Annotated in this window: 27 protein-coding genes; 12 read left to right on the forward strand and 15 right to left on the reverse strand. The window is 72.0% G+C overall.

The genetic code is table 11. The annotated features are described in order from the left end of the window. Nucleotides 1-368 precede the first annotated feature (368 nt). From OG510_RS21605 to OG510_RS21615, 3 genes are all read left to right on the forward strand, one after another. Nucleotides 369-1,334, forward strand: a complete 966-nt coding sequence (locus OG510_RS21605) for an aldo/keto reductase (protein ID WP_406142475.1) — start codon at nt 369-371, stop codon at nt 1,332-1,334. Between the two features lie 36 nt (nt 1,335-1,370). Next, nucleotides 1,371-1,883: a DinB family protein gene (locus OG510_RS21610; RefSeq protein ID WP_406138868.1), complete on the forward strand. Its 513-nt coding sequence runs from the start codon at nt 1,371-1,373 to the stop codon at nt 1,881-1,883. Between the two features lie 146 nt (nt 1,884-2,029). Continuing rightward, complete coding sequence (locus tag OG510_RS21615) at nt 2,030-3,058, forward strand: 2-dehydropantoate 2-reductase (protein ID WP_406138869.1); 1,029 nt, start codon at nt 2,030-2,032, stop codon at nt 3,056-3,058. A 107-nt stretch (nt 3,059-3,165) separates the two neighbouring features. Here the strand turns inward: OG510_RS21615 and OG510_RS21620 are convergent, their stop codons facing one another. The 3 genes from OG510_RS21620 to OG510_RS21630 form a co-directional block, all read right to left on the reverse strand. Beyond that, entirely contained in the window at nt 3,166-3,564 is a 399-nt protein-coding gene (locus tag OG510_RS21620; RefSeq protein WP_406138870.1) for a hypothetical protein, read from the reverse strand. 86 nt (nt 3,565-3,650) lie between these two features. Continuing rightward, nucleotides 3,651-4,712, reverse strand: coding sequence for an ADP-ribosyltransferase (locus OG510_RS21625; RefSeq protein WP_406138872.1), 1,062 nt, complete (start codon nt 4,710-4,712; stop codon nt 3,651-3,653). Nucleotides 4,713-4,835: 123 nt separating this feature from the next. Then, the gene (locus tag OG510_RS21630) at nt 4,836-5,657 is read right to left on the reverse strand and encodes a GDSL-type esterase/lipase family protein (RefSeq protein ID WP_406138873.1); all 822 of its coding nucleotides are present in this window, start codon (nt 5,655-5,657) and stop codon (nt 4,836-4,838) included. A gap of 44 nt (nt 5,658-5,701) precedes the next feature. Here OG510_RS21630 and OG510_RS21635 point away from each other — a divergent pair, with 44 nt between their 5' ends. Beyond that, complete coding sequence (locus OG510_RS21635) at nt 5,702-6,694, forward strand: WD40 repeat domain-containing protein (protein WP_406138875.1); 993 nt, start codon at nt 5,702-5,704, stop codon at nt 6,692-6,694. Between the two features lie 54 nt (nt 6,695-6,748). Here the strand turns inward: OG510_RS21635 and OG510_RS21640 are convergent, their stop codons facing one another. Next, entirely contained in the window at nt 6,749-7,369 is a 621-nt protein-coding gene (locus OG510_RS21640) for a Uma2 family endonuclease (protein ID WP_406138877.1), read from the reverse strand. Nucleotides 7,370-7,491: 122 nt separating this feature from the next. Further along, nucleotides 7,492-8,475, reverse strand: a complete 984-nt coding sequence (locus OG510_RS21645; RefSeq protein WP_406138879.1) for a pentapeptide repeat-containing protein — start codon at nt 8,473-8,475, stop codon at nt 7,492-7,494. A 182-nt stretch (nt 8,476-8,657) separates the two neighbouring features. Between OG510_RS21645 and OG510_RS21650 the strand changes: the two genes are divergently transcribed. Both OG510_RS21650 and OG510_RS21655 read left to right on the forward strand, forming a co-directional pair. Beyond that, on the forward strand, nt 8,658-8,924 hold the full coding sequence (locus tag OG510_RS21650; protein ID WP_406138881.1) for a hypothetical protein: 267 nt from the start codon (nt 8,658-8,660) through the stop codon (nt 8,922-8,924). Further along, on the forward strand, nt 8,921-9,331 hold the full coding sequence (locus tag OG510_RS21655; protein WP_406138882.1) for a type II toxin-antitoxin system VapC family toxin: 411 nt from the start codon (nt 8,921-8,923) through the stop codon (nt 9,329-9,331). Before OG510_RS21650 ends, OG510_RS21655 begins: the two co-directional genes overlap by 4 nt. 152 nt (nt 9,332-9,483) lie before the next feature. Here the strand turns inward: OG510_RS21655 and serC are convergent, their stop codons facing one another. The 7 genes from serC to OG510_RS21690 all read right to left on the reverse strand — a co-directional run bounded on the left by serC (nt 9,484) and on the right by OG510_RS21690 (nt 16,208). Then, nucleotides 9,484-10,602, reverse strand: a complete 1,119-nt coding sequence (gene serC, locus OG510_RS21660; protein ID WP_164265309.1) for a phosphoserine transaminase — start codon at nt 10,600-10,602, stop codon at nt 9,484-9,486. Between the two features lie 135 nt (nt 10,603-10,737). Then, nucleotides 10,738-11,979 carry a cytochrome P450 gene (locus OG510_RS21665; RefSeq protein WP_406138883.1) on the reverse strand — a complete coding sequence of 414 codons (1,242 nt, stop codon included), beginning with the start codon at nt 11,977-11,979 and terminating at the stop codon, nt 10,738-10,740. Nucleotides 11,980-12,025: 46 nt separating this feature from the next. After that, nucleotides 12,026-13,240 (reverse strand): cytochrome P450, encoded by a 1,215-nt coding sequence (locus OG510_RS21670; RefSeq protein WP_406138885.1) that lies wholly within the window; start codon nt 13,238-13,240, stop codon nt 12,026-12,028. After that, nucleotides 13,237-13,848, reverse strand: coding sequence for an ATP/GTP-binding protein (locus OG510_RS21675; protein ID WP_164265306.1), 612 nt, complete (start codon nt 13,846-13,848; stop codon nt 13,237-13,239). Before OG510_RS21675 ends, OG510_RS21670 begins: the two co-directional genes overlap by 4 nt. After that, nucleotides 13,829-14,203, reverse strand: coding sequence for a DUF742 domain-containing protein (locus tag OG510_RS21680; protein ID WP_343235164.1), 375 nt, complete (start codon nt 14,201-14,203; stop codon nt 13,829-13,831). The genes OG510_RS21675 and OG510_RS21680 overlap by 20 nt, the downstream gene beginning before the upstream one ends. After that, nucleotides 14,200-14,601 (reverse strand): roadblock/LC7 domain-containing protein, encoded by a 402-nt coding sequence (locus OG510_RS21685; RefSeq protein ID WP_406138887.1) that lies wholly within the window; start codon nt 14,599-14,601, stop codon nt 14,200-14,202. The genes OG510_RS21680 and OG510_RS21685 overlap by 4 nt, the downstream gene beginning before the upstream one ends. After that, nucleotides 14,598-16,208: a sensor histidine kinase gene (locus OG510_RS21690; protein WP_406138888.1), complete on the reverse strand. Its 1,611-nt coding sequence runs from the start codon at nt 16,206-16,208 to the stop codon at nt 14,598-14,600. Before OG510_RS21690 ends, OG510_RS21685 begins: the two co-directional genes overlap by 4 nt. 204 nt (nt 16,209-16,412) lie before the next feature. Between OG510_RS21690 and OG510_RS21695 the strand changes: the two genes are divergently transcribed. The 5 genes from OG510_RS21695 to OG510_RS21715 all read left to right on the forward strand — a co-directional run bounded on the left by OG510_RS21695 (nt 16,413) and on the right by OG510_RS21715 (nt 22,629). Further along, nucleotides 16,413-19,442, forward strand: coding sequence for an FAD-binding and (Fe-S)-binding domain-containing protein (locus tag OG510_RS21695; RefSeq protein ID WP_406138889.1), 3,030 nt, complete (start codon nt 16,413-16,415; stop codon nt 19,440-19,442). 37 nt (nt 19,443-19,479) lie between these two features. Beyond that, on the forward strand, nt 19,480-20,433 hold the full coding sequence (locus OG510_RS21700; protein WP_406138890.1) for an EamA family transporter: 954 nt from the start codon (nt 19,480-19,482) through the stop codon (nt 20,431-20,433). A 357-nt stretch (nt 20,434-20,790) separates the two neighbouring features. Continuing rightward, the gene (locus OG510_RS21705) at nt 20,791-21,042 is read left to right on the forward strand and encodes a DUF6400 family protein (RefSeq protein WP_406138892.1); all 252 of its coding nucleotides are present in this window, start codon (nt 20,791-20,793) and stop codon (nt 21,040-21,042) included. Then, nucleotides 21,026-21,274: a hypothetical protein gene (locus OG510_RS21710; RefSeq protein ID WP_406138894.1), complete on the forward strand. Its 249-nt coding sequence runs from the start codon at nt 21,026-21,028 to the stop codon at nt 21,272-21,274. Before OG510_RS21705 ends, OG510_RS21710 begins: the two co-directional genes overlap by 17 nt. Before the next feature lie 104 nt (nt 21,275-21,378). After that, entirely contained in the window at nt 21,379-22,629 is a 1,251-nt protein-coding gene (locus OG510_RS21715; protein WP_406138895.1) for a Glu/Leu/Phe/Val dehydrogenase dimerization domain-containing protein, read from the forward strand. A 67-nt stretch (nt 22,630-22,696) separates the two neighbouring features. On the opposite strand, the gene OG510_RS21720 is transcribed toward OG510_RS21715, so the two are convergent. The 3 genes from OG510_RS21720 to hutI all read right to left on the reverse strand — a co-directional run bounded on the left by OG510_RS21720 (nt 22,697) and on the right by hutI (nt 25,657). Then, entirely contained in the window at nt 22,697-23,482 is a 786-nt protein-coding gene (locus OG510_RS21720; protein ID WP_406142476.1) for a MurR/RpiR family transcriptional regulator, read from the reverse strand. Between the two features lie 109 nt (nt 23,483-23,591). After that, nucleotides 23,592-24,383: a HutD family protein gene (locus tag OG510_RS21725; protein ID WP_406138897.1), complete on the reverse strand. Its 792-nt coding sequence runs from the start codon at nt 24,381-24,383 to the stop codon at nt 23,592-23,594. Then, nucleotides 24,380-25,657, reverse strand: a complete 1,278-nt coding sequence (hutI, locus tag OG510_RS21730; protein ID WP_406138898.1) for an imidazolonepropionase — start codon at nt 25,655-25,657, stop codon at nt 24,380-24,382. Before hutI ends, OG510_RS21725 begins: the two co-directional genes overlap by 4 nt. A 123-nt stretch (nt 25,658-25,780) precedes the next feature. On the opposite strand from hutI, the gene OG510_RS21735 reads away from it, so the two are divergent. Then, entirely contained in the window at nt 25,781-26,584 is an 804-nt protein-coding gene (locus OG510_RS21735) for an IclR family transcriptional regulator (protein WP_406138899.1), read from the forward strand. The last annotated feature ends 147 nt before the right edge of the window (nt 26,585-26,731 follow it).

A 26,731-nucleotide genomic window follows, 5' to 3' on the forward strand; every position in this document is an offset into this window, starting at 1 on the left:
GGTCCGGGGCGCGGCGGCATGGACCGGGAGGTGCGACGTACGCGATACGTCTCGCGCCCCGTGCGGCCGTGCGGCCGTGCGTCCGTACGGCCGGACCGCACACAGCGCCGGTGCGCTCCGGAGGTTTCCCGGGGCGTTTGCATTTGATCACACCAGCAACCGCTGTCCCAGGGGAGGCCATGCTCTGTGACACGCCTCTGACAAACCACGGAAGAGGGTGTGACTCATCCACCGGCTGACCGGCGGCGTTGGTCGGCCGCTGTGAAAAGTGGCTGCGGTCGCCGTTCAAGTCGCCTACCGTCTCAGTGATTTCAGCCTGCTGCCTGGGTTCGATCAATCCGTTCAAGACCACGACGTTGGGGATGATGGTGCGATACCGCGCATGGGGACGCAGTGGACTGTCCGTGTCCGAGATCGGTTACGGCGCCTGGGGCATCGGTGCGTCCAGCTGGGTGGGGGCCACGGAGGACGAGTCCGTCCGCGCCCTGCACCGGGCGATCGACCTCGGGGTGAACTTCATCGACACCGCGCGCGGGTACGGCGAGAGCGAGCGGATCGTCGGCCGTGTCGTCCGTGAGCGCGCCGGTGACGAGGTGCTCGTCGCGACCAAGGTGCCGCCCCAGAACCAGGTCTGGCCGCCGCCCTTCGGTCTCGACCCGGCCGAGGCGTTCTCGGGTGAGCACATCCGGCGGACCCTGGACACCAGCCTGCGCACCAGCGGCCTGGACCACTTCGACCTCCTGCAGTTCCATGTGTGGAGCGACGACTGGGTCGGCCGGGGCGACTGGCTGGAGACCATCGCCGCGCTGAAGCAGGAGGGGAAGATCCGCCTGTTCGGTGTCTCTGTCAACGACCACGATCCCGACAACGCCCTCGCGCTCGTGCGCAGCGGGGCCGTGGACAGCGTGCAGGTCATCTACAACATCTTCGACCAGGCGCCCGCCGCCGCGCTGCTGCCGGCCTGCGAGGAGCACGGCGTCGGCGTCATCGTGCGGGTGGCGTTGGACGAGGGCGGCCTCACCGGCCGTATCACCGCGGACACCACGTTTCCCGAGGACGACTGGCGCAACCGTTACTTCCGCGGTGACCGCCCGGCCCAGGTCGAGCGGCGCGTGGCGGCGATCGTCGCCGATCTCGGCATCGCGCCGGACGAGATGGCGGAGACCGCGCTGCGGTTCGTCCTGAGTTCACCGGCGGTCTCCACGGTCATTCCCGGGATGCGGACCGTACGCAACGTGGAGCGCAACACGGCCGTCAGCGACGGACGGACGCTGACCGCGGACCAGCTCGCCGTACTGGGGAAGCACCGGTGGCAGCGGAACTTCTACGCCTGAGGCCCCGTTGTCGGACCCTGCTGGCAGGCTGGGGGTATGACGAGCACTGAACGACCGATGCCGCCCCTGACCGCGGACGAGCGCACGACCCTGGAGAGCTGGCTCGACTTCTACCGGGCCACGCTGGCCACGAAGTGCGAGGGCCTCACGGAGGAGCAGTTGCGCACGGCCTCCGTGTCGCCTTCGCCGCTGACGCTGCTGGGGCTCGTCCAGCACCTGGCCGAGGTCGAGCGGAACTGGTTCCGCCGGGTGCTGGCGGGGGAGGACGCGCCACCCCTCTACACCCAGCAGGCCGACCAGCAGGGGCGCGACGAAGGGTTCGTCGTCACCGAAGACCGCTCGTTCGAGACGGTCAGGAAGACCTGGCAGGACGAGATCGGCGTGGCCCGTGCCCACTGCGCCTCGCGGTCGCTGGACGACACCGCTCCGTTCAGGGGCGGCGAGGTGAGCCTGCGGTGGATCTACACGCACATGATCGGCGAGTACGCCCGGCACGGCGGGCACGCCGACTTCATCCGCGAGCGGATCGACGGCAGTACGGGTGTCTGAGGCGGGCAGCGCGGGCGCTTGAGGGGGCGGTGCGGAGGCCGGGCCCGGGCCTCTTGCGCCCAGGCCCGTTGCTCCCGGAGCCCTTGCTCCCCGGGCCAATCCCGCCTACTTTCGGGTAACCACTGCGGACCAGGAGCGATGCCGACATGCCTCACCCCACAGGCGATCAGCGGCCGCGGATCGCGGTGTTCGGCGCGGGCAGCATCGGCTGCTACCTCGGCGGCCACCTCGCGCAGCACGCGGACGTCACACTGATCGGCCGGCCCTCCGTGCTGGACGCGCTGCACGAGGGGCTGACGCTCAGTGGCGGCGGCCGCCCACCCGTCCGCGTTCCCCGGGACCGGCTTGCGCTCACGACGGAGCCGGACGCGGTGGCCGACGCCGACTGCGTCCTGGTCACCGTCAAGTCCGCCGCCACGGTGTCGGCCGCACGGGAACTGGCCGGCCGGCTCCGCCCCGGCGCCGTCGTCGTCAGCTTCCAGAACGGGCTGCACAACACCCGTCTGCTGCGGAACGAACTCCCGGGCGTCACCGTGCTCGCCGGGATGGTGCCGTACAACGTCGCGCGGACCGCGCCCGACACCTTCCACCAGGGCACGGGCGGCGCCCTGATGCTCGACGGCGGCACCGCGTCGGCCCCGCTCGTGGCGGCGCTGACGGCCGCCGGGCTGCCGGTCGAGCCGCGCGACGACATGACTGAGGTACAGCACGCCAAGCTGCTGATGAACCTCAACAACGCGGTGAACGCGCTGTCCGGCCTGCCACTGCGGGAAGAGCTGGGCGCGCGCCCGTACCGGTCATGTCTCGCGCTGTGCCAGGAGGAGGCGCTGGCGGCGTTCGCCGCGGCGGGGGTCCGGCCGGCCCGGCTCGGTCCCGTACCGGCCCGGCTCATGCCATGGATTCTGCGGCTGCCCGACGCCCTGTTCCGCCGTATCGCCGCGGCGAGCCTCCAGGTGGACGCGCAGGCGCGGTCCTCGATGTGGGACGACCTGGAGCAGGGCCGGGCGACGGAGATCGGCGGCCTCCAGGGCGAGGTCGTCGCCCTGGCCGAACGGCACGGTCTGACGGCACCGGTCAACGCCCGGCTCATGGCCCTGGTGCACGAGGCCGAACGCCCGGGCGGCCGTCGCGCCTGGCCCGGCCCGGAGCTGCTGCACACGCTGCGTCAGCCGTGAAGCAGACGGTCAGATAGCGGAGTCCGTGCAGCAGATGGTCGTGTAGCAGACGGTCGTGGGCCGGGCGGTCGGCCCACGCCGCCGCCCGGCCCACGCCACCGGCCCGGTTACTTGGTTGCGGCCAGCTCCCGCAGCGCGGACTCGCTCGCGGATTCGGCCGGCTCGCCCGGGGCGACCCGGCCTGCGGTCTCGGCGGGTGCCTCGGCGGCCAGGCCGGCGATCGCCTGGGCCGGGGTGAGGCCGCTCTCCTTGTGGACGCGCAACCGCCGGCCCCACTGCACGGCCGCGCTCCGCGACTCGACACCCCGGCTCTTGCAGGGGATGAAGTCGGCGGCGTCCGCCGCGTCCTGGAACCAGAGGTAGCCGAGGAGACCCTTGCCGTCGACGACCTCCACGTACCGCACCGGGCCGTCGGCCGTGTTCGCGTAGTCTTCCGGGCCGCCCGGCACGGGGGTGAAGGAGAGCGGCTCCTCGAACCTCGGATTGCGTCGTTGCCCGTCACTCATGGTGGTTGCTTGCCGTCCGTCCCTGTTCGTGCGTCTTCAACGCGTCACTGTCGTACGCGCCCACGTCCTGATGCGCCCAGTATGGGTCAGTACGCGTCGTACTTCGCGTACTTGCTCGACTGCTTGCTGGAGTGCTTCTGGGCCTGGTCACTTGCGTACAGCGATCCCTTGCCGTGCGACGAGCCCGCCGGGTACTGCGAGCCGCCGTGCGAGGCGTACTTGCCGCCCCCGCCGCCGCCCTTCTTGGCCGCTTCCTTCGCCGCCGTCTTGGCCTTCGCCGCGGCGACGTTCTCCGGGCGGACCAGGATGGTGGCGTCGATGTACCACTGTTCCTCGCCGTACTTGTTCTGGTAGGGCGTGACCTTGTCGACCCGGTACCTGGAGTCGTTCTTGAGGAGCAGTTCCATCTCGCCGGCGCCGAAGTGCGAGATGAACTCCATCCACATGGCGGGCGTGCCCTCGGGGATCCGGTACCGGAAGATGAACGGTTCCTGGTCGTAGGGGGCTACGGGCCTCGGGCCCAGCGACGTGGAGAGGAACCCGAGTTCGGTGTACTTGCGCCCCTCCATCCGCCAGGGCGACTTCGCCATACCGTCCGGGAGGAAGTTGCAACCGCGCGTCGCGATGACGTTGTGAGGAATCGGCTGCGTCTCAAGGGCCCGGCCGAGCCTCCTGACATGAGCCTTCACGTCGTCGATACCGTGCTTGCCGGCGTTCTCGACGAACTGCCCCCGGAGGTACTTGTTGGTCTCCCGGTACGTGGGATAGCCGAGCTGGAAGTCCTTCTTGGGCTCGTTGGTGTAGTCCCTGAGCGCTTCCTCTTCGCGACCGCTCATCTGGTCCAGGGCGCCGCCCCAGACTTTTCTGCCGTACTTGATGGCGTCCTTGGGGTCCTTGAACACCTTGGAGTCGTCCCAGGCGTCCCCCACTCCGGGGGCCCGCTGCACGGCCAGTTGGCGGGAGGCCACCGCGTTGCCCGCGGTGCGCTGGAGGGTCCGCATGGCGTCGGCCGTCATCGGCTTCGACGAGGCGAAGGGCTTGGCCGATGCCAGGTGTTCGGCCGATGCGGTCACCCTGGCTCGCTGTGCGGTGACGGCGGATGTGCGGGGGTGAGCGGTGCTGGACGTCCGCTCCTTGCGTTCGCGCATTGTGCGGTCCTCGGGAAAGTTCGGCGGGTCCCAGGGAGGCGCCCGAGACCGGATACGGCGCTCCCATGAGAACCCTCGGTCATCACCGCTGTCCAGGTCCGTTGGGCCAAGCCCGAGGGCAAGTCACAGGGCCGCGACGGCTGTGCCCCGTACGGCTGGTGGGTTTCCCTCCGGCGCGTAAGGACCGCCGATGCCCCAGCCCTGCTGCAGTGCTTCCGCAAAGGCGCGCGCCAGTTTCCGTTCGCCGCTCTGGTTCGGGTGCGTCCCGTCGTACGTGTCGGTGTGGATGTCGTACGACGGGGGCGGCGAGGCCAGCAGCAGCGGTGAGCGCGGTTCGTCCAGGTCGGCGAGGGTCTTCGCCAGCAGCACGTTGAAGTGGGCGACCTCCTCGGCGAACGGCGCGTCCGTCTCGGCGCGGATGTTCGGGATGACCGGGAGGATCACCGCCCGGATGTGCGGGTTCGCCTCGCGCGCCTCGGCCAGGAAGCGGCGGGCGTTGCGGGCGGTCTGTCCGGCGTCCGTGTAGAAGCCGAGGTCTATCAGTCCGAGGGAGACGAGCAGCAGGTCGGGCCGGTGCGCGGCGACGGTCTCGCGGATGACCGGGGCCATGTGCTGCCAGCCTTCGCCCCAGCCGGACAGATGGCGGCGGGCCTCGGCGGGGAAGGCGGGGTCCGCGTACGCCGTGCCCGGCCGGGCGGTGTGCTGCTCGGCGATGTGCGGCTGGGCGGCGTGCGGCTCGGCGGTGTGCGGCTGGGCGCTCGACGCCGTACCCGGCGCGGGACTTGGCTCCGTGCCCGGCTCCGCGTCCGGCTCGTACAGCGTGGTGCGGGGGCCGACGATCTCGCAGCTGTCGCCCAGGTGCTGCCACATGCGGTAGCGCCAGGTGTAGTCGCCGGCGCGGCCTATGGTCATCGAGTCACCGACGAACATCATCCTCAGACGCATCCTGTCATCATCGCCGATGGGACGGGGGTGGCAATCTTGGGGGCATGCGTTCGCTTCAGTACGTCGCCGGGGCTGCGGCCACCGTCCTGTTCGCCCTTGTCCCGGCTGTGCCGGCGGCCGCGGACGACGGCGGTTTCACCATCAAGGATCCACGGATCACGGAGTCCAGCGGGCTGGCGGCCAGCCGGCTCCACCCCGGGATCTACTGGACCCACAACGACAGCAGCGACGGCCCGTACGTCTACGCCGTGGACTCGAAGACCGGGCAGACCGTGGCCCGGGTCACGATGCGCGGGGTCGGGGCGCCGCGCGATGTCGAGGCGATCTCGATCGGGCCGGACGGCGACATCTACGTCGGTGACATCGGCGACAACCTGGACGGGAGCTGGGACCACGTCTGGATCTACCGCTTCCCCGAGCCGAAGCAGCTGAAGAAGGAAGAGACGGTCAGGGCCACGCAGTTCACCGTCAAGTACGCCGACGGGCCGCGCAACGCGGAGGCGCTGATGGTGCACCCGAAGACGGGCCGCGTCTACATCGCGTCGAAGAACCAGACCAAGGGCGGTCTGTACGTGGGGCCCGAGAAGCTGTCGGCGTCGAAGACCAACGTCTTCCGGCGTATCGACAAGGTGCCGTGGGTGACCGACGGCGCGTTCTCGCCGGACGGCAAGCAGCTCACACTGCGGGGCTATCTGGGGGCGGAGTCGTACGACTGGAAGCCGGGCGGCGGACTCGGCACCGAGCACCAGCTGGGCGTGCCGTTCCAGGGGCAGGCCGAGTCGGTGACGTACACACCGGACGGATCGGCGCTGATGATGGGCTCCGAGGGTGCACAGAGCCGGGTGCTGCGCTTCCCCGTGGAGAAGCCGAAGGGATCGGACGGCGGCGGTACGTCGTCGTCCGGGAGCGAAAGCTCATCGGACACGGGAGCCGACGGCTCCGGCGGCTCTCCGACGGCGTGGGGGATCGGGGTCTTCGCCGTGCTGTTCCTGCTGTTCATGGGGGCGAAGCGGCTGTTCGGCGGACGGCGGAGGTGAGATGCACCGCAGTGAGGCGGGCGCCACGGGTGGGGCGGCGGGCCGGGCCGGTCCTCAGTCCTGGGCGCGCACCTTCGAACCGGCCTGGAGGACCGCCGCGACATCGAGGGTGACGTCACCGCCGATCGAGGCGGGCAGCGGGGCCTGCTGCCCCGCGGCGAAGATCTGATGGCTCGCGTAGTCACTGCCGACCGGCTCGGTGAGGACGTGGACGCGCTGGTGCTTGCGGTTCACGATCACGTAGACAGGGATGTCGGCTTCGGCGTACACGGACACCTTGGCCCGCAGATCCTGGTTGTAGTTGGTCGATGTGACTTCCAGGACCAGGCGGAAGGCGACCGGGTCGTAGCAGTTGTGCGCGATGACGTGGGCGTCGATGTCAGCGTCCACCACTGCGAGGTCGGGGATGACGAAGTCTTCCGCGCCGGTCGGCAGCCATACCCCCACGCCCTGGAGCACTTCGGTCTGCCCGTCGTCCAGGTCGGCAGCGATGAACGGGCGCATGATCTTGGTCAGAGCGCGTGCATGCGGGGCGTCCGGGGGCGGGGTCACGGTGAGGATGCCTCCGATGATCTCAACGCGGTAGCCGGGCAGCTGCTCCATGAGGGTGTCGGCCTCTTCGAGCAGGGTCGGCGGCTCGCCGTCACAGGGGTGCTCGACTGCTGCGGCAGACATGAGGGCCTCCTGGTGGCTGGTGTCGAGAACATCATGGTAGGCCGGTCGGGGCTGCAGAGCGGGTTCGTGAAACGGCCGCCCGGACGAGTGGGAAGGGCGCACGGGTTGCCGGTCACTCCCTCCTACGCGCCCCAGTGAACCGGCCTGACCAGCGACGGGGGGAGCGTGGTCGTCGCGTCGCCCTTCGCCGCGTTCAGCTGGGGCTGGGTGAGGAAGAAGCAGCCGGTGAGGTCCGCGCCGGTGAGGTCGGCGTCGCGCAGGTCGGCGCCTATCAGGTCGGCCAGGCGGAGATCGGCGCCCGTCAGGTCGGCTGCTATCAGACAGGCGCCGCGCAGGGTGGCACCGCGCAGATCCGCGCCGCGGAGGCGGGCGCCCATGAGGTCCGCGCCCCGGTGGTCCTTCTTCGACCGTCCTCGCTGCTGTCGGTTCTGCTGCTGCCGGTCCCGCTTCGGTCGGCCGTTCCTCGCGCGGCCGTCCGGTGTGCGGCGGTCCTCGGCCTGGCCGTCCTCGGTGCGGCCGTTCGCGGTCCGGCCGTCCGGTGTGGGGCGCGGTGCGCCGGGCTGGTCGTACGCCGTCGCGCGGACCAGGTCGCCGGCGCGGAGCAGTAGCTCATTGACCTTCTGGCGGTGGGCCTCGACGTCCAGCGCGGCCAGTTCGTCCGGGCCGAGCCGGGTGAGTGCCTCGGTCGCTCCGAGGAGTCGGCGGAGACCGGGGTGGACCGGCGCGGCCGGGGTGAGGGTCAGGGCCTCGGACAGGTACTGGAGGAGTTCGTGCAGCTGGCGCACAACCGGAAACACGGCGAACATCCGCTGCGCGGTCTCCGGTGCCGGCCGCCAGTCCCGTCCGCCGAAGGTGACCTGCGAGACCTGCTGCCCGGCGCCGAAGCAGTCGTACACCGTGCAGCCCTGGAACCCCTTGTCGCGCAGCCGGGTGTGAATGCCGCACCGGAAGTCCGGCCGGAGGTTGCCGCAGGGCTGCCCCGCGCTCTTGCTGACCGCGAAGTCGGCGGAAGCGGTGAAGGGGAGGGCGACACAGCACAGCCCGAAGCAGTTCGCGCAGTCGCCCTGCAGACGCGGAAGCGGGCGCGGGCCCTTCGCCTCGGACATGGGGAGGGGGCCTCCAGGAAGGGATGGGTGGGGTCGGGCGCCGGCCGGCCGGCATACTTTATGCGGTCCGGGGCGGGATCCGTAGATCGGGCCGGGTCGCGGGACCGGCGTCTTGGGGAGGCGGGCATACGTATCCGGCCGACCTGTGACGGTTTGCCGTACGTCGCCCTACACTTGCTCAGGTGACCGCTGCGTACGACTACGAGGACATGCATCACTTGGTGGACCGGCTCACCCCGCCCCAGGTGCGCCGCCTGCGTCTGCTCGTCACTCAGGACGCCGAGCTGGCGCAGGTCGCCGAGTCGCTGCCCATCACGCACCCGGCAGAGGCGGCCCCCGAAGGGCTGGCCGCCCTGATCGGCAGTGTCGACGGGCCCACAGACATGGCCGACCGGCATGACGACCACATCCGCGAGCGGATGCGCGAGCGCTTCGGCGACCAGGCGTGAGGGCCACGGTCCTGGACACGGGACCTCTGGCAGCAGCGCTGAACGCCAACGATCGGCGGCACGCCGAGTGTGCGTCGCTCCTCCTTTCGCTCAGCGGCCGTCGACTGCTGCCCAGCCCCGTCCTCACCGAGGTGTGCTGGCTGCTGGAGCGCTGGCCCAAGGCCGAGGCGGCCTTCCTGGCCGAGGTCGCCAGGGGCACGTTCGAACTGGTCCACCTCACACCTGCTGATCTGATCCGCATGGGCGAGCTGGTCCTTCAGTACGCCGATTTTCCGCTCGGCGGGGTCGATGCCTCGGTGGTCGCTGTGGCCGAACGCTTCGGCGTCGACCACGTAGCCACGCTCGACAGCCGACACTTCAGCGTCATCAAGCCCGGGCACATCCCCGCTCTCACGCTGCTTCCGTAGTGGGCCCTGCCACGGTCTCGCCGGATGCGCACCCCGAGGGCGGCTGACCACTGCTGACCACTGACGACGGCCGTGCCCCGTACGGCGAAGGGCCCCGGCAGCCTGCTCAGTGGCTGCCGGGGCCCTCTCGTGTACGCCGTGGTGCGAGAGCCTTACAGCTGCTCGATCAGGTAGTCGATGCAGGCCGTCAGTGCCTCGACGTCCTTCGGGTCGATCGCCGGGTACATCGCCACCCGCAGCTGGTTGCGGCCCAGCTTGCGGTACGGCTCGGTGTCCACGATGCCGTTGGCGCGCAGCGCCTTCGCGACGGCCGTCGTGTCGATCTCGTCCGCGAAGTCGATGGTGCCGATGACCTGCGAGCGCTTGGCGGCGTCGGTGACGAACGGGGTCGCGTACTTGGACTGCTCGGCCCAGCCGTACAGGGTGCGCGCGGACGCCGCTGTGCGGCCGACCGTCCAGTCCAGGCCGCCCTGGGTGTTCATCCAGGTCAGCTGCTCGTTCAGGAGGAACAGCGTGGCGAGGGCCGGGGTGTTGTACGTCTGGTTCTTGAGCGAGTTGTCGATCGCCGTCGGCAGGCTGAAGAACTCGGGGATGTGCCGGTCCGAGGCGTGGATGCGCGCCGCGCGCTCCAGTGCGGCCGGTGAGAAGACACCGATCCACAGGCCGCCGTCGGAGGCGAACGACTTCTGCGGGGCGAAGTAGTAGACGTCGGTCTCGGCGATGTCGACCGGCAGGCCGCCCGCGCCCGATGTGGCGTCCACCAGGACGAGGGAGCCCTCGTCGGCGCCGGTGACGCGCTTGATCGGGGCCGCGACGCCCGTCGAGGTCTCGTTGTGCGTCAGCGCGTACACGTCCACGCCCGCTTCGGCCTTCGGGTCCGGGTGGGTGCCCGGGTCGGAGGCGATCACGGTCGGCTCGGCCAGCCACGGGGCCAGCTTCGACGCCTTCGCGAACTTGGACGAGAACTCACCGAAGTTGAGGTGCTGCGACTTGGACTCGATGAGTCCGTGGGTCGCGATGTCCCAGAAGGCGGTGGATCCGCCGTTGCCGAGGATCACCTCGTACCCGTCGGGGAGCTGGAAGAGGTCGCGTACGCCTGCGCGCACGGCGCCGACCAGGTTCTTCACCGGGGCCTGGCGATGGGAGGTGCCCATCAGGGAAGTACCGGTCGCGGCGAGGGCGTCCAGCGCCTCCGTACGCACCTTGGAGGGGCCCGCGCCGAAACGGCCGTCGGCGGGCTTGATGTCAGCGGGAATCCGGATCTCAGCCACGAGCCGGAGCGTAGCCGGTTCCGGGCGTTTGCGGACAGAGGGTCCGGCCGCTGAGACGGACGCCACGGGGCGGGTGACGGCGGTGCCCCGCCCCGCCCTCGTGGCTCCCCCGCGCCCGGGGGCGGCAGGTGCGGTTCAGCCGCCGAGTTTCACCGGCAGGTCGAAGAGGTCGTTCTGGGTGACCACCGGCTTGTTGCGCAGTTCCGTCGCGGGGACCGCCAGATGCAGTTCGGGGAAGCGGCCGAAGAGCGCGGGCAGTGCGACGCCCGCCTCCAGGCGGGAGAGCGCGGCGCCGGGGCAGACGTGCGGGCCGTGGCCGAAGGAGATGTGGCGGTTCGGGGTGCGGGTGATGTCGAAGTCGCCGGCCGTCGGGCCGTGCGTCTCCTCGTCGCGGCCGATCGCGCCGAACGAGACGATCAGGCCCTCGCCCTTCGGCAGGACCGTGCCGCCCACCTCGATGTCCTCGGACGCGAAGCGGATCAGGACGTGCGAGGTCGGCGTCGACCAGCGCAGCGTCTCCTCGACGACGTTCTCCCACGGGACCTCGCCCGCGAGCACCATCCGGCGCTGCTCGGGGTGGGTCTGGAGGGCGACGACCGCGTTCACGATCAGGCTGATCGTCGTCTCGTGGCCTGCGGCGATCATCAGCTGGAGGGTGTTGGTGATCTCCTCGGTGGTGAGGTGGTCGCCGTCCTCGGACGCCGCGATCAGCGCGCTCGTCAGATCGTCGCCCGGCTGGGCCCGCTTCGACTCGACGATCTTCGAGAAGAGCGCGCCGAGGTCCGCCATCATCTGCGGGACCTCGTCCGGCGGTGTCTGCGTCGAGAAGAACTTCTCGAAGAGGGTCTTCAGCCGGGGATGGTCGACGGGGTCGACGCCCATCAGCTCGCTGACCACGTTCATCGGCAGCGGGTACGCGAACTCCGCCTTCAGGTCGACCGTCTCCCCGGCCGGCACCTCCGCCAGCCGGTCCAGCATCCCGCCGGTGAGCTTCTCGATACCGGCGCGCAGCCGTTCCACCCGGCGCACGGTCAGCGCCTGTGCGACGAGCGTACGGAGCCTGCGGTGCTCGGCGCCGTCGGCCGTGAGCATCGAGCGGCCCGGGTTGGCCAGTCCGATCAGCGGCCAGTCCAGCGGGATCTCACCGCGCTGCCAGGCGCCCCAGACGTTGATGTCCTTCACCAGCCGGGAGTCGGTGAGCAGTTGCCTGGCCTCCGCGTGCCGGGTCACCGCGTAGCAGGCCACCCCGCCCGGCAGGACCACACGGGCCAGCGGGCCCGCCGCGCGCAGGGCGGCGCTCTCGCCGTCCAGATCCTGGACGAAGGGGTCCAGGGCGATGCTCTCGGCGTGGCTTCCGTGGTCGACCGGGCAGCTCATCTGTGCCTCCTGTGGCGGGAACGGCCGTGCTCCGAGGATCTTCGGGTCACAGCGCGGGGACCGGAGTGAAGGTGACGGGAAGGGTGGACAGGCCGCGCAGCCAGGGGGAGGGGCGCCGGGTGAGGCTCTCCCCCGGGGCCGCGAGGTCGACGTCGGGGAGGCGGTCGAGGATGACCTCGATCCCCGTACGCGCGATGACCTCCGCGATCTCCTGGGCCGGGAACGGGCAGCGGTGCTCGCCGTGGCCGAAGGAGAAGAAGGCGTTGTTGCCGCCGGTCAGCGCCGAACCGTCGGTGCGTACCTGCGGGTCGGAGTTGGCGGCGGCGAGGCCGAGCAGCAGCATGTCGCCGCTCCGGATGTGCCGCCCGCCCAGGTGGGTGTCGCGCGCGGCCCACCGGCCGGCGACGTTCTGGGTGGGGGTGTCCTCCCAGAGGACCTCGTTCATCGCCTCGGCGACGCTGTGCCGGCCGCCCGAGAGCGAGGCGGCGAACCGGTCGTCGGTCAGCATCAGCCGCAGCGAGTTGCCGATCCAGTCGGCGGTGGGCTGGTGGCCCGCGGCCATCATGACCATCAGGTCCTGGGCGATCTCCTCGACGGTGAAGCCCGCCTTGTTGCCCAGCATGTGCGAAGCGACGTCCTCGGCGGGCGACGCCTGCCGGGCGGCGAGCAGACCGGCCATCGACTGCGCGAGGTGCTGCTGTCCCGCCAGGGCGAGTTCACGGCCGTCGATCATGTCGTTCAACGCCTTGACCAGGGCCGGGCCCTCGTCGTCCGGGAACCCGTACAGCCGGGCGAGCACCCGGACCGGCAGCAGCATCGCGTACTGGCCGATGATCTCCGTATCGCCCTTGCCGCAGAAGGAGTTGATCAGCTCGTCGGCGTACTGCTCGGAGACGCGCCGCAGTTCGAAGGGGTCCACCGACTCCAGCGCGTCGCCGATCATCGCGGCGCGCTCGCGGTGCCGTTCGCCCACGGTGTAGAGGATCGACGGCTGCTTGTGGCCGATCATCGGCAGCAGCGGCCAGTCCTCGGGGATGTTGTCCCACTGGTTCCACAGGTCGGAGTCCCGGCTGAAGAGCACCGGGTCGGCGGTGACCTGGTGCAGTTCGCGGTAGTCGAGCACCAGCCAGGCCGGTATGTCGCCGTCGAGCAGCACCGGCGCCACCGGGCCGTGCGCGCGCCGCATCTCCCGGTAGAGCTGGGTGGGTTCCGTCTGGAAACGCGGACCGCTCAGCGGGGTGGGCGGGGTGTCGGTGGTCATGTGGTGCTTGGCTCCCGTGCGGACGTCGCTGAGGACAGGGCGTGCAGGTGCTGGAGGAGGGTGATCAGTACGTACTTGCTCGACGTACGGTCCCGGGCGTCGCAGTCGATCAGCGGGATCTCGGGGGAGAGGTCCAGCGCCTCCCTGAGCTGCTCCAGGGAGTGGACCGGGCCGCCGAAGTCGTTGCAGGCGACGATGAACGGGGTGCCGTGGTGCTCCAGGCGGTCGATGGCGTACCAGGAGTCGGCGAGTCTGCGGGTGTCGACCAGGACGACCGCGCCGAGCGTGCCGGAGAACAGCCGGTCCCAGAGGAACCAGAAGCGCTCCTGGCCGGGCGCGCCGAAGAGGTAGAGGATCGTCCGCTCGTCGATGCTGATGCGGCCGAAGTCGAAGGCGACGGTGGTGGCGGTCTTGGCGTGCACCCCGTCGAGGTTGTCGACGGCCGCTCCCGCCTGCGTCATCGTCTCCTCGGTGTTCAGCGGACGTATCTCGCTGACCGACCGGACCATGGTGGTCTTCCCTGCGCCGAACCCGCCGACGATGACGATCTTGAGACCGTTGTCGGCGGTGCCGGCCAGGGCGTTCTGGTTAGAGGCTGCGGAGTCCAACGAGCACCTGCTCCAGGATATGAGGGTCGGGAAGGCTGTCGGCGCCGCGTGCGGTGCGCGGGTGGCGGGCGCTGATCCGGCCTGTGTCGAGCAGGTCGCAGAGCAGGATCCGGGTGATGGACACGGGCAGCTTCAGCGCGGCCGCGATCTCCACGACGGCCGTGGGGCGGCCGCACATCCGCAGGATCGTGGCGTGCTCGGACTGCATACCGGGCGTCGGGTCGCACTCGCCGACGACCAGGGTCACCAGGTCGAAGGCGGTGGCGTCGGACCGGCTGCGCCCGCCGGTGACGGTGTAGAGGCGGTCCGGGTCGTCGTCACGGCCGGGCCTCGGCCTGGGCACGGGGGCGGTCACGCGCGCGGCTCGGCGCTGAGGTGTTCGCCCAGCTGCTCGACCAGCTCGCTCATGTTGTGCCCGATGAGGCCGACATCGGCGGTCTCGTCGGCGACGACGGAGAGGTGGGCGCCGTCGCCCGCCTCGACGATGAACAGCACGCCGCCGTAGAACTCGGCCATCGCGGTCCGTACGCCGCCGGTGCCGTCGCCGAACTCGATGGACGCACCGTGCGAGAGCGACTGGATACCGGCCGAGATGGCGGCCAGCTGGTCGGCCTGGTCGACGGAGAGCGCCGACGTACGGCAGAGCTTCAGGCCGTCACGGGAGAGAACCAGGGCGTGCCGGGTGCCCGGGGTGCGCTCCAGGAGGCTCTCCAGGAGCCAGTTGAGCTTCTCGTCGGTGGTGGTCGTGCTCATGAGCTGCTGCCTTCCGGGTTCGGGGAATCGCCACGTACGGCCTGGCGGAACGTGCTGAACCTGGCGGCGGATGTCGTGGAGGAGGTGGAGTCGACGGGCTTGGACGAGCCGGGGATCCGGGTGCCGTCCGGATGCGCGGCCGCCATGGTCTGGCCGCGCCGCCGCTTGGGCAGCCCGCTCTCACCCAACTCGGCGGTGGAGTGAGCCGGTTCGGGCTCGGGGTCGGTGCTGTTCTGTTGTGCGGGGGTGGTCTGTTGTGCGGCGCTGTTCTGTTCTGCGGAGGTGGGCTGCTGCGCTGCGGAATTGGTCTGCGCGGCGGGCGCGGGCGTGGGCGCCGGGGAGCGGGTGGGCAGCGGGGCCGGTGCGGGCTGGGGGGCTCCGGTGGGCTGCGGGGCCTCGGCGGGCAGCGGGGCCGCGGCCGTCCGGGTGTGCTGCGTGGGCGCGGCCGACGCGGCCGGTACCGCCGTCGGTGCCGGGGCGGTCGGCCGGGGGGTGCGGGTGATCAGCTCGTGCGGCAGGAGCACCAGGACACCGGTGCCGCCGCGCGCCGACGGGCGGAAGGACACGGTCAGCCCGTGCTTGCGGGCCAGCCGCCCGACGACCGCGAGGCCGAGCCTGGTCCCGGACAGACCGGCGAGGTCGGTCTGCTGGGTGGTCTCCGATGTGACGGCCCGTTCGGCGCGGCGCAGCTGGACGTCGCCCATCACCAGACCGCTGTCCTCGATGGTGACGATCACCCCGGCCGGGACCTCTTCGACGTACACATGGACTTCGGCGGTGGGCGGCGAGAAGTTCGCCGCGTTGTCCAGGAGTTCGGCGAGCGCGTGCATGATGCCCTCGGCCGCGTGTCCGGCGATGGCGATCTCGCTGGTCGAGTGGAGGCGTACCCGCTGGTATCCGGCGATCCGGCCCATCGCGCCGCGCAGGATCGACTCCATGACGATCGGCTTCGCCCAGCGGCGGCCGGAGCGGGCGCCTGCCAGGACGGCGATGGAGTCGGCCAGCCGGCCCGCCTGGGCGGTGCGGTGGTCGAGGTGCAGCAGGTCGCCGAGTACGTCCTCGTCGGTGTGCCGGTGCTCCATCTCGCGCAGGTCGGCGAGCATGCCGGTGGCCAGGGCCTGCATCCGGCCGGCGGCGTTGGCGGCCGCCGACAGGGCGGCGGAGCGCTCGGACTCGGCGCGGCTGATCCGGGCGGCCAGCTCGGCCGACTTCGCGTTGTACTCGGCGGTGAGCCCGGCGGCGGTGGCCTCACGCTGCGCGGTCAGCTCGGCGGTCTTCGCCTCGTGGGCGGCGGTGAGCTGGGCGGTCCTGGTCTCGTACTCGGCGGTGAGACGGGCGGCCCGCGCACCGAACTGGGAGTTCTCCCCGCTCAGTTGATCGATCCGGGCACGGAGGGTCCGCGACGTTCTGGTGGCGTGGGTCACCGCGTGGACGGCGGTGGCGACAGCGGCACTGAACAGCAGGGCTGCCCCGGCCGAGCACCAGGCGAGTGGGGTGCGTATGGAGGCGGGGGCTGCGGCCACCGCCCATACGCACAGCAGGCCCGAAGCGATCACGGAGATCAGCAGAGCCAGCGCGGTCGGGCGGAGCGGGGGGCGCTCTGTCATCTGGCGGAGTCCTCATGGACGGATAGGTCAGAAGGGGTGAGAGTGGAGTAAAGCGGTCATGGCGGTCATGCGTGGACTAAAGGCATACGAGTATTCCTGCGTAACACCTGTCAACTATAGGAGGGTTGGTGATCGGTTTGGGAAGTTGCCGGTGTGGAAATTGTTGACTCTGGAACACATTGTGCACAGGGGCATGCTGGAACCATGGGCGAGCACCAGGACGGGCAGACACACGGTCAGCAGGGCGGTCGGAGCGACGGCCTGAGGGGCCGTCCGACCGGCAGCAAGGCCGAGCGCAGGGCCGAGCACAGGGCCGACCGAAAGACCGGCAGTAAGGCCGACCGAAAGACCGACCCCAAGGCCGACCCCAAGGCCGGCCGCAGGCTCCGCGATGAGGCCGGCAGCGGGAAGGGCGACAGGGCCGGCGGCGACCTGGAGCACGCGCTGCGCCGGTCGGTGCGCGGAGACGTCGAATTCGGGGTCACCGCCCGCTCGCTGATGACCATGGACGCATCCAACTACCGCCGCGTCCCGCTCGGTGTCGTCGCCCCGCGCGACGCCGACGACGTGGCGGCAGCGCTCGACGCGTGCCGCGCCCACGGGGTGCCCGTGGTGCCGCGCGGCGGCGGTACGTCCATCGCGGGCCAGGCCACCGGCACCGGCGTCGTCCTCGACTTCACCCGGCACATGCGCGCGATCGTCTCGCTGGACGCCGGGGCCGGGACCGCAGTGGTCCAGCCCGGGGTGGTACTCGACGACCTGCGGGCGGCGGCCGGCGCGCACGGCCTGACCTTCGGCCCCGACCCGTCCACGCACGGCCGCTGCACGCTCGGCGGGATGATCGGCAACAACTCCTGCGGCTCGCACTCGGTCGCCTGGGGCACCACGGCCGACAACGTCGTCCGGCTGACCACCGCCGCCTATCAGGGCGGCACCCACCGCATCGGCCAGGGCTGGGAAGGCGCACCGCCCGGCCTGCGCGAGCTGGTCGACACCCATCTGGCGCTGCTGCGCACCGGCTACCCGGCCGGTCTGCCGCGCCGCATCTCCGGTTACGCGATCGACGCCCTGCTCCCCGAGAACGGCACCGACCTGGCCCGCGCCTTCTGCGGCAGCGAGGGCACGCTCGGCGTGCTGACCGAGGCGACCGTACGGCTGGTGGACGCGCCCCGCGCGCGGGCGCTCGCCGTCCTCGGCTACGCCCACGAGGGCGACGCGGCCGACGCGGCGGCCGGGCTGCTCCCGCACCACCCGCTGACCGTCGAGGGCATGGCGGCCGACCTGGTGCGCGAGCCCGCCGGGCTGCCGCGTGGCGGCGCCTGGCTCTTCGTCGAGACGGGCGGCGCCGACCGGGCGTCGGCCCGCGCCGGGGCCGAGGCGATCGTGCGGGCGGCCGACGCGCTGGACGCCCTCGTCATCGACGACCCTGCGGCCCAGCGCACCCTGTGGCGCATCCGCGAGGACGCGAGCGGCACCGCGACCCGCACCATGGACGGCGCGGAGGCATGGCCCGGCTGGGAGGACTGCGCGGTGCCGCCCGCACGGCTCGGCGCGTATCTGCGGGAGTTCCGCGCGCTGCTCGCCGCGCACGGGCTGCGCGGCACGCCGTACGGCCACTTCGGGGACGGCTGCATCCACGTACGGATCGACTTCGACCTGCTCACCCCGGGCGGCGTCGCCCGCTTCCGTGCCTTCTCCGACGAGATGGCCGCGCTGGTCGTCGCGCACGGCGGCTCCCTGTCCGGCGAACACGGCGACGGGCAGGCCCGCGCCGAGCTGCTGCCGAAGATGTACGGGGACGAACTGGTCGCCCTCTTCGGCCGGTTCAAGGACGTCTGGGACCCGGCGGGCGGCCTGAACCCCGGGGTGCTCGCCCGGCCGCACCGGCTGGACGAGAACCTCCGCTTCGCGGTGCTGCCCCGCGAGCCGGTGGACGTGGAGTTCGGCTACCCGCACGACAAGGGTGACTTCTCGGCCGCCGTACGCCGCTGTGTGGGCGTCGCCAAGTGCCGTACGGAGACGGTGTCCGGGGCCGGTGTCATGTGCCCGTCGTTCCGCGCCACCGGCGATGAGCAGCACTCCACGCGCGGGCGCGCCCGGCTGCTGCACGAGATGCTCGCGGGTGAGGTCGTCACGGACGGCTGGCGCTCGGATGAGGTGCGCGACGCCCTCGACCTCTGCCTCTCCTGCAAGGGCTGCCGCAGCGACTGCCCGGTCGGCGTCGACATGGCCACGTACAAGGCGGAGTTCCTGCACCACCACTACGCGGGCCGCCGCAGGCCCGCCGCGCACTACGCGATGGGCCGGCTGCCGCGCTGGCTGCGCGCGGCCGCGCCGTACGCCCGCGCGGTGAACGCGCTTGCCGGGGTGGGCCCGCTGGCGTCGCTCGCCAAACGCCTCGGCGGGATCGCTCCGGAGCGGACGATTCCGGCGCTGGCGCCGCAGACGTTCCGGCGCTGGTTCGGCACCCGGGTGCAGCCGCCCGCCCGGGTCGTCCTGTGGCCCGACACCTTCACCGACCATCTCTCCCCGCAGGTGGGCAGGGCGGCGGTGCGGGTCCTGGAGTCGGCGGGGCTCGGCATCGCGCTGCCGCCGGACGGGGTGTGCTGCGGGCTGACCTATGTGACGACCGGCCAGCTGGACCTGGCCCGCACGGTGATGCGCCGCACCCTCGACCGGGTGGAGCCGCTGCTCGACGCGGAGCTGCCCGTCGTCGTACTGGAACCGAGCTGCGCGGCCGCGCTCAGGACCGACCTGCCGGAGCTGCTCGGCGACGACCCGCGCGCGCACCGGCTGGCACGGTCGGTACGGACCTTCGCACAGGCCCTGGAGGAACAGGCCCCGCAGTGGCGTCCCCCGGTGCTCGACCGCGAGGTGGCGGGCCAGACCCACTGCCACCAGCACGCGGTCCTCGGCGACGCGGCCGAACGCCGGCTGCGCGCGAAGGCGGGCCTGACGGGCGAACTGAGCGGAGGCTGCTGCGGCCTCGCGGGCAACTTCGGCTTCGAACGCGGCCACTACGAGGTGTCGGTCGCCTGCGCCGACGAACAGCTGCTGCCCGCGGTGCGGGCGGCACACCCGGGGACGGAGATCCTGGCGGACGGCTTCTCCTGCCGCACCCAGCTGGAACAACTGACGGACCTGGGCGGCCGCCCGGCCCGCCATCTGGCGGAGGTACTGGCGGAGGGGCTGGACCGCTCCAGGGAAGGGGACGGAAGCAGCCGGAAACCGTAAGAGGGAGATCCCGCTCAGGGCACTTACTGTGGACGTCATGGATCCGATCGCCCCCGCCGACGCCAAGGCCCTCGACACCGCGCTGACCGAACCCTCCGCCGTGACCACTGATGTCCCGGCCGCCCCCGGTGGTTCCGGGGCCGCCGGGCTGCGGGGGCGGCTCGGGCCGCTCGGGCTTGTGCTGTCCGGGGGGATCTCGGTGCAGTTCGGGGCGGCCGTGGCCGTCTGGCTGATGCCGAGGGCCGGGGCGCTCGGGGTGGTCTCGCTGCGGCTCGCCGTCGCCGCGGTCGTGCTGCTCGTCGTGTGCCGTCCCCGGGTGCGCGGGCTGTCGCGGACGGACTGGGGCACGGTCCTGGTCTTCGGGGTCGCGATGGCCGGGATGAACGGGTTCTTCTACCAGGCGGCCGACCGCATCCCGCTGGGCGCGGCCGTGACCCTGGAGGTGCTCGGGCCGCTCGCCCTCTCCGTGATCGCCTCACGCAGGCTGGTGAACCTGCTGTGGGCCGGACTCGCCCTCTGCGGAGTGGTGCTGCTGAGCGGTGGCGGCTTCGGCGGTCTGAACCTGGTCGGTGTGGCGTTCGCGCTCGCGGCGGGCGGGATGTGGGCCGCGTACATCATCTTCAGCGCCCGCACCGGCGCCCGTTTCCCGCGTGCGGACGGGCTGGCACTGGCGATGACGGTGGGCGCCCTGCTGATGCTGCCGCTCGGTATCGCGGACGCGGGTTCCAAGCTGCTCGTCCCGAGCACCCTGGGCCTGGGCGCCGCGGTGGCGCTGATGTCGTCCGTACTGCCGTACACCCTGGAGCTGCTCGCCCTGCGCCGGCTGCCCGCCTCGACCTTCGCGGTGCTGATGAGCCTGGAGCCTGCCATCGCCGCGACGGCCGGCTTCCTCGTCCTGCACCAGGCGCTGTCCGGGGTGGACGCGCTGGCCATCGCGCTGGTGATCGTGGCGAGCATGGGGGCGGTACGGACGCAGGTCACCGGGAAGTGACGCGGGGGCCGGCCGGTCCGTAAGAGGCTGGATGCCGCGCCCTTCTGCGCGGCCCGCGCGCCCCGGGCTTTCGCTGGTCCGGCGGGCTGTCCCGCGTCCCGTCCGGCCATGAAGTACGTCACAGATCCCTGAGGGTGCCGGGGCGCGCACGGGCGGGCCCGGCGGGGCCCCGCGGTGGCAACGGGCCGCCCCCGTCGGGGGATCCGGTCGCGCCCCGCCGGTGGTCCTGGTTGCGCGCCGCCGCGGGGGCGCCCCGGGGCGACTTAGGTCACCCTTCCCTGCCGCCGTGGGTGCCTGGTACAGATGGTGGGAATCTGTCAGCGCATCGGATACATCAGATACATCGGAAGTACCGCCATGGAACCGGACAACATCACCGACCTGACCCCCTTCGCCTTCGACCTGACCTCCGACGAGGTCCGTCGGCGGGCCGAGGTCGTGGCCGCGCTCGGGTCCGGCTGGGACCCGGCGGCCGTCCTCCGGGGTGAGGACGAGGCGTACGCCCTCCTCTACTCGGGCCTCGACGCGGAGCAGCAGCGCACCTACGACATGCTGGTGGCGGCAGGTGTTCTGCCGGGGGAGGGGCCGGGCCGTGCGGCTGCCCATTGATCCGCAGGCCGACTCCGGCCGCCGCGCCTGGGTGGCCTGCCCCGTCTGCGACGACGCCCGGCACTGCGCGACCTGCGCCTCCCGCCGCAACTGCTTCGAGCACTGGCGCTATCTGATCTCCAACGAGGGCCCGGTCGTCCATCTGCAGTGCCCGCGGTGCACGCACATGTGGTCCTGGAACACCCGGCCCGGAGTCACCGGCCGCCGCCGCGGCGGCGACCGCCGGCATTGACTGACCGATGGTTCAGCAGCGCTGTCGTTGACAGCGGCGCTTCCTCCTCCAGATACTGACTGACGGTTCAGTAAATCGCTTCTGCTGTCGTCTCTGGAGGCGCCATGTCCGAGCTGGTCCCACCCGCCACTCCCACTGCCCCCGCCGCTGCCCCCACGACTGTCCCCGCCGCCCCGTTGATCTCGCTGACCTGGACCGACCATGTCACCGGCCGCAACGGGCACTTGGTGGTCGACCGGCTGGTGCGCGGTGTGGCCAGCGGCGGTCTGCGTATGCGGGAGGGCTGCACCCTGGACGAGGTCGCCGGGCTGGCCCGGGGCATGACCATGAAAGAGGCCCTGCACTACAACGACGGTGACCCGACAGCCCGTTACATCCCGTTGGGCGGGGCCAAGGGCGGTATCGACTGCGATCCGCGCAGCCCCGAGGCGTACGGCGTACTGGTGCGGTATCTGCGTGCCATGCGGCCGTACATCGAGAGGTTCTGGACCACGGGCGAGGACCTGGGCCTGAGCCAGGACACCGTGGACCGGGCCGCGGCCGAGGCCGGCCTGGTCTCCTCCGTCCAGGCCGTCCATCCCCTGCTGGACGACGAGGCCGCGGCCCGGCAGCGGCTGGCCGACGCCTTCGCGGTCGAGGTGGACGGCATCGGTCTGGACGAACTGGCGGGCGGCTGCGGTGTGGCCGAGTCGGTGCTGGCGGTGCTGGACCGGGCGGGCGTCCCGTATGCGGGCACGCGGGTCTCGGTGCAGGGGCTCGGCACGATGGGCGGCGCGACCGCCCGGTTCCTCGCCGCGGCCGGTCTGAAGGTCGTGGCCGTGGCCGACGTCAAGGGCACGGTCGCCAACCCCGACGGGCTCGACGTTGAGGCGCTGCTGGCCGCGCGGGACGCGTACGGGGCGGTGGACCGTACCGCGCTCGGCCCCGGAGACGTGGAGCTGCCGGGCGGCGAGGCCTGGCTCTCCGCCGACGCCGATGTGCTCGTACCGGCCGCCGTGTCCTACGCGGTCGATACGGCCAACCAGGCCCGGATCTCGGCGCGTTGGATCGTCGAGGCCGCCAATATGCCCGTACTGCCGGAGGCTGAGGCACTGCTCGCGGAGCGCGGTATCGCCGTACTGCCCGACGTGGTCGTCAACTCCGCCACGAACGCCTGGTGGTGGTGGACGCTCTTCGGTGACATCGGCGCCGACGCGGACGAGGCGTTCGCGCACATCAGGCGGTCGATGCGGGACCTCATCGACCGGATGCTGGCCAGGGCGGAGGCCGACGGGACCACACCGCGCGCGGCCGCCCACGCGATCGTCGCGGACCGGCTGCCGGTGATCGCGGAGCGCTTCGGGTGGTACGGATGACGACAGGACACATGGCTGCGGGCGCACAGGCCGCCGTCGCGGGCCGCACGCCGGAACGGCCGGCCGGCTAGACGGCGTCCGCGGCGCTGGTCCCGCCCTGGCCGGTGGCCCGCAGGAGGAGGCGGCCGAGCAGTGCGGGGGCGCAGGCGGTGCCGAACCGGTGCGCCGTTCCGACGGGCAGGAGCAGGTCGGTGTGGGGTGCGACCGGCGCGAAGGAACTGTCCGTGACGGTGACGACGGCCAGGCCCGCCGCCCGCGCGTGGACGAGGGCGTCGACAACCTCGCGCGGATGCCGGGGCACGGCGAAGCACAGCAGGGCCGATGCGCCGGCCCGCACGGCGTCGTCGATGCGGTCGGTCAGCGCTGTGCCGCCCTCGTCGAGCAGCCGGATGCCGGGGTGCGCCGTACGCGCGACATGGGCGAAGTCGACGGCCTGGGCCGCGGCGGCCCGCAGACCCAGAACCGGCAGCGGGTGAGAGGCGGCGAGCAGGCGGGCCGCGCGGACGACGGGCCCCGGGTCGTTGAGGGCCGTGGACAGGTCGCGGAGGTTGTCGATCTCGTCCTGGACCAGCTTCTGGTAGGCGTTCGCGGGGGCGGCGGCCGGTCCAAGTTCCGGCTCAGGCCCCGGCCCTGACTCCAGCTCCGGCCCGGCGGTGACGGTCTCCCGCAGGTGGCGGCGCAGGGCCGGGTAGCCGTCGAAGTCGAGGGCCAGGGCGAACCGGGTGACGGACGGCTGGCTGACACCCGCAAGACCGGCCACCGCGACGCTGGAGAGGAACGGTACGTCGTCGGGGCTGCGCAGCATGCTGTGTGCGATGCGGCGCTGGGCGGGGGTCAGCCGGCAGCCCTCCATCAGCTCCCGCAGCCGGATGGCGACGGGGCTCCGGACGTCAGCCCGCTGATGTGGCGGCACGGCCGTGTCGTCCCCCGTCGGATCGGCTCGTGCCCATGTGTTCCACCGGTCACAGGCCGGGCGAGCCGGGAACCGCGGTCAGGGTGATGACCGCCGCCGCGCCGTCGACACGTACTGCTTCGGTATGTGCCCCTTCGGTATGTGCCGCTTCAGTACGTGCCGAAGCAGTACGTGCCGCGCCGTTGTGCCTGTCGGAGAACACGGCCGCGTCCAGCCGGTCGAGGACCACACCCGGCTCCCCGAAGGTCACCTTGCCCAGCAGGGCGAGCACGAGGACCAGCTCTCCACCGCGGAGGGTGAGGGAGAAGTCCTCGTGGGCCATGCGGACATGAGCGGTGGCGCTGGTGCGCCGCGTCATGACGTTGAGATCGGCGATGGGCCCGCCGAGCAGCCGGCAGGTGGTGGCCGCGTCTCCCGAGAAGGCGAAGGGCTGGTGGGGTGCGGCGATCGGGTGCGGGGCTCCGTCGACCGTGAGCTCCATCCCCGGCCCCTCCACGAGGGTGATGACCCGGTCGACTCCGCGGAACGAGGAGAACGGCCCGCCCTGCCCGACCTCGGCCAGGCTCACCCGCCAGGCGAAGTCGTCGAGGCCCGCCCCGGCCGGGCCTGCGGCGACCTCGCGGGTGATGCCGCCGCCGTTCTTCCAGGGCGTCACCGGCCGGTCGTGTGCCCGGAGCACACGCCACTCGCCTGACTCCGTGGGCTCGGTGGACGCCGTGGACTCGGTGAATTCGGCGGGCGCCGTGGACACTCCGGACGCTCCGGACGCTCCGGACGCTCCGGACGCTCCGGACGCTCCGGACGCGCTGGGCTCTCTGGTCATGCTCACTTCGCTGGTCACGCTCGTTCGCTTCCTCGTGTGCTCGTGCCTGTGACGGTGCTGGTGCTGGTGCCTGTTGCGTTCGGCGCGGACTCGGTGAGTTCCCGCGAAGCGTCCGGACGGTGCCGTCGGCCCGCCTGCCACACCGCCGAGACCAGGGGTACACCCGGCCGGTAGGCGAGGTGGACGTGGGAGGGGGCGTCGAGGAGGGCGAGGTCGGCGCGGGCGCCGGGTGCGAGGCGGCCGATGTCGTCGCGGCGCAGCGCCCGCGCCCCGCCGGCGGTGGCGGCCCAGAGCGCTTCGTCGGGGGTCATGCCCATCTCCCGTACGGCGATGGCGATACAGAAGGGCATGGAACTCGTGAAGGAGGAGCCGGGGTTGCAGTCGGTGGACAGGGCGACGGTGGCGCCCGCGTCCAGGAGCCGCCGGGCGTCCGGGTAGGGGGCGCGGGTGGAGAACTCGCAGCCGGGCAGCAGCGTGGCGACGGTGCTGCCGTGGGCGAGGGCGTCGACGTCGGCCTCCGTCAGATGGGTGCAGTGGTCGGCCGAGGCCGCTCCCAGCTCGACGGCGAGCCGCACACCGGGCCCGTAGGAGAGCTGGTTGGCGTGGATCCGGGGGAGCAGGCCCCTGGCCATGCCGGCGGTGAGGATCGCGCGGGCCTGGTCGCCGTCGAAGGCGCCCTTCTCGCAGAACACGTCGATCCAGCGGGCGTACGGCGCGCACGCGTCGAGCATCGGACCGGTGACCAGATCGACGTACCCGGCGGGGTCGTCGGCGTACTCGGGCGCCACGATGTGCGCGCCCAGGAACGTCACTTCGTCGGTGTGCTCCCGCGCCACCCGCAGCGCACGGGCCTCCTGCTCGGGGGTGAGGCCGTAACCGGACTTGGTCTCCAGCGTGGTCGTTCCCTGCCGGAGCGCCTCGGCGCGGTAGCGGCCGACCGTGGCGCTCAGTTCCTCGTCGCTCGCCTCGCGGGTGGCGGCGACGGTGGTGCGGATGCCGCCCGCGGTGTAGGAGCGGCCCGACATACGGGCGTTGAACTCCTCGGTGCGGTCGCCCGCGAAGACCAGGTGGTTGTGCGAGTCGACGAAGCCGGGGACGGCGGCGCGCCCCTGTGCGTCGACACGGTGGTCCGCCGCGGGCGCCGTGCCGGCGGGCCCGGCCCAGGCGATGTCCGTGCCCTCGATCAGGACGGCGGCGTCGCGGAGCAGACCCAGGGGGCCCGCGCCGAGCGAGGGGTCGTTCGTGACGAGGCTGCCGATGTTCGTGACGAGGGTGGTGGTCGCAGGTGCCATGTCTCCATGTAGCCCCAGCCGCGGGCCGTCCCGCCACGTCGGTGGAGTACCTACTGTCTGGCATCCGAGACATGTGGCGGCCGGGGTCACGGCTGCGCTGCCCGGCGCGCGTACGCTCGCGATATGTCCACTGTGCCCGCCGCCGCCCAGGTGCTGGCGATCCTGCGCTATCTCGCCCGTCAGGCCGGCCCGGTGCCCGCCGCCGCCATCAGCCGCGACGTCGGGCTGCCCCGGTCGACGACGTACCACCTGCTCGACACCCTCGCCCGTGAGGACTTCGTCGTCCATCTGCCGGAGGAGCGCCGTTACGGGCTGGGTGTCAGCGCCTTCGAGCTCGCGTCGGGGTACAGCAGGCAGGCGCCTTTCGAGCGGCTGGCCCGGCTGCCGCTCGCGCAGCTCGTGGACCGCACCGGGCACAACGCGCACCTCGCGCTGCTGCACGGGCGCGAGGTCCTGTATGTGATCGAGGAGCGCGCGCCGGGCCGGGCGCCGCTGGTCAGCGATGTGGGGGTGCGTCTTCCCGCCCACCTCACGGCCAGCGGCCGGGCGGTGCTCGCGCGGCTGTCCCGGGCGCAGGTGCGGGCGCTCTTCCCGGACGCATCGGCGTTCGTCTCCCGTAACGAGACCGGGCCGAACTCGCTGTCGGCGCTCCACAGCCTGCTGGTCGGGGTGCGGCGGCGCGGTTACGCGACGGAGGAGGGGGAGGTCACCCGCGGCTTCTCCTCGGTCGCCGCCGCTGTGCTCGACCACAGCGCCCACCCGATCGCGGGCGTCGCGGTCACCTTCCCCGGCGCCGCGGTGGGGCCGGAGGAGCGGGAGCGGATCGCGGGTCATGTCTCCCGTACCGCAAGGGAGCTGACCCGCCGGGTGGGCGGCGTGCTGGAGGCGCCACCGAGCGTGGACGAAGGGCCGGCGTGCGGCGTGTGAGCACCACCGGACGCCGGCCGTCCGTTACGTGTTACGGATACCGGCCCCCGGGGCGCCGGCCCACGGGCGCCGGCCCCCCGAGGCGTCGGCTCTGGGGCGCCGGCCCTCCGTACGGATACCGCCCCCCGCGCGGCCGGCCCCCCGTGT

The sequence above is a fragment of the Streptomyces sp. NBC_01089 genome (assembly GCF_045162975.1).
Taxonomy (GTDB): domain Bacteria; phylum Actinomycetota; class Actinomycetes; order Streptomycetales; family Streptomycetaceae; genus Streptomyces.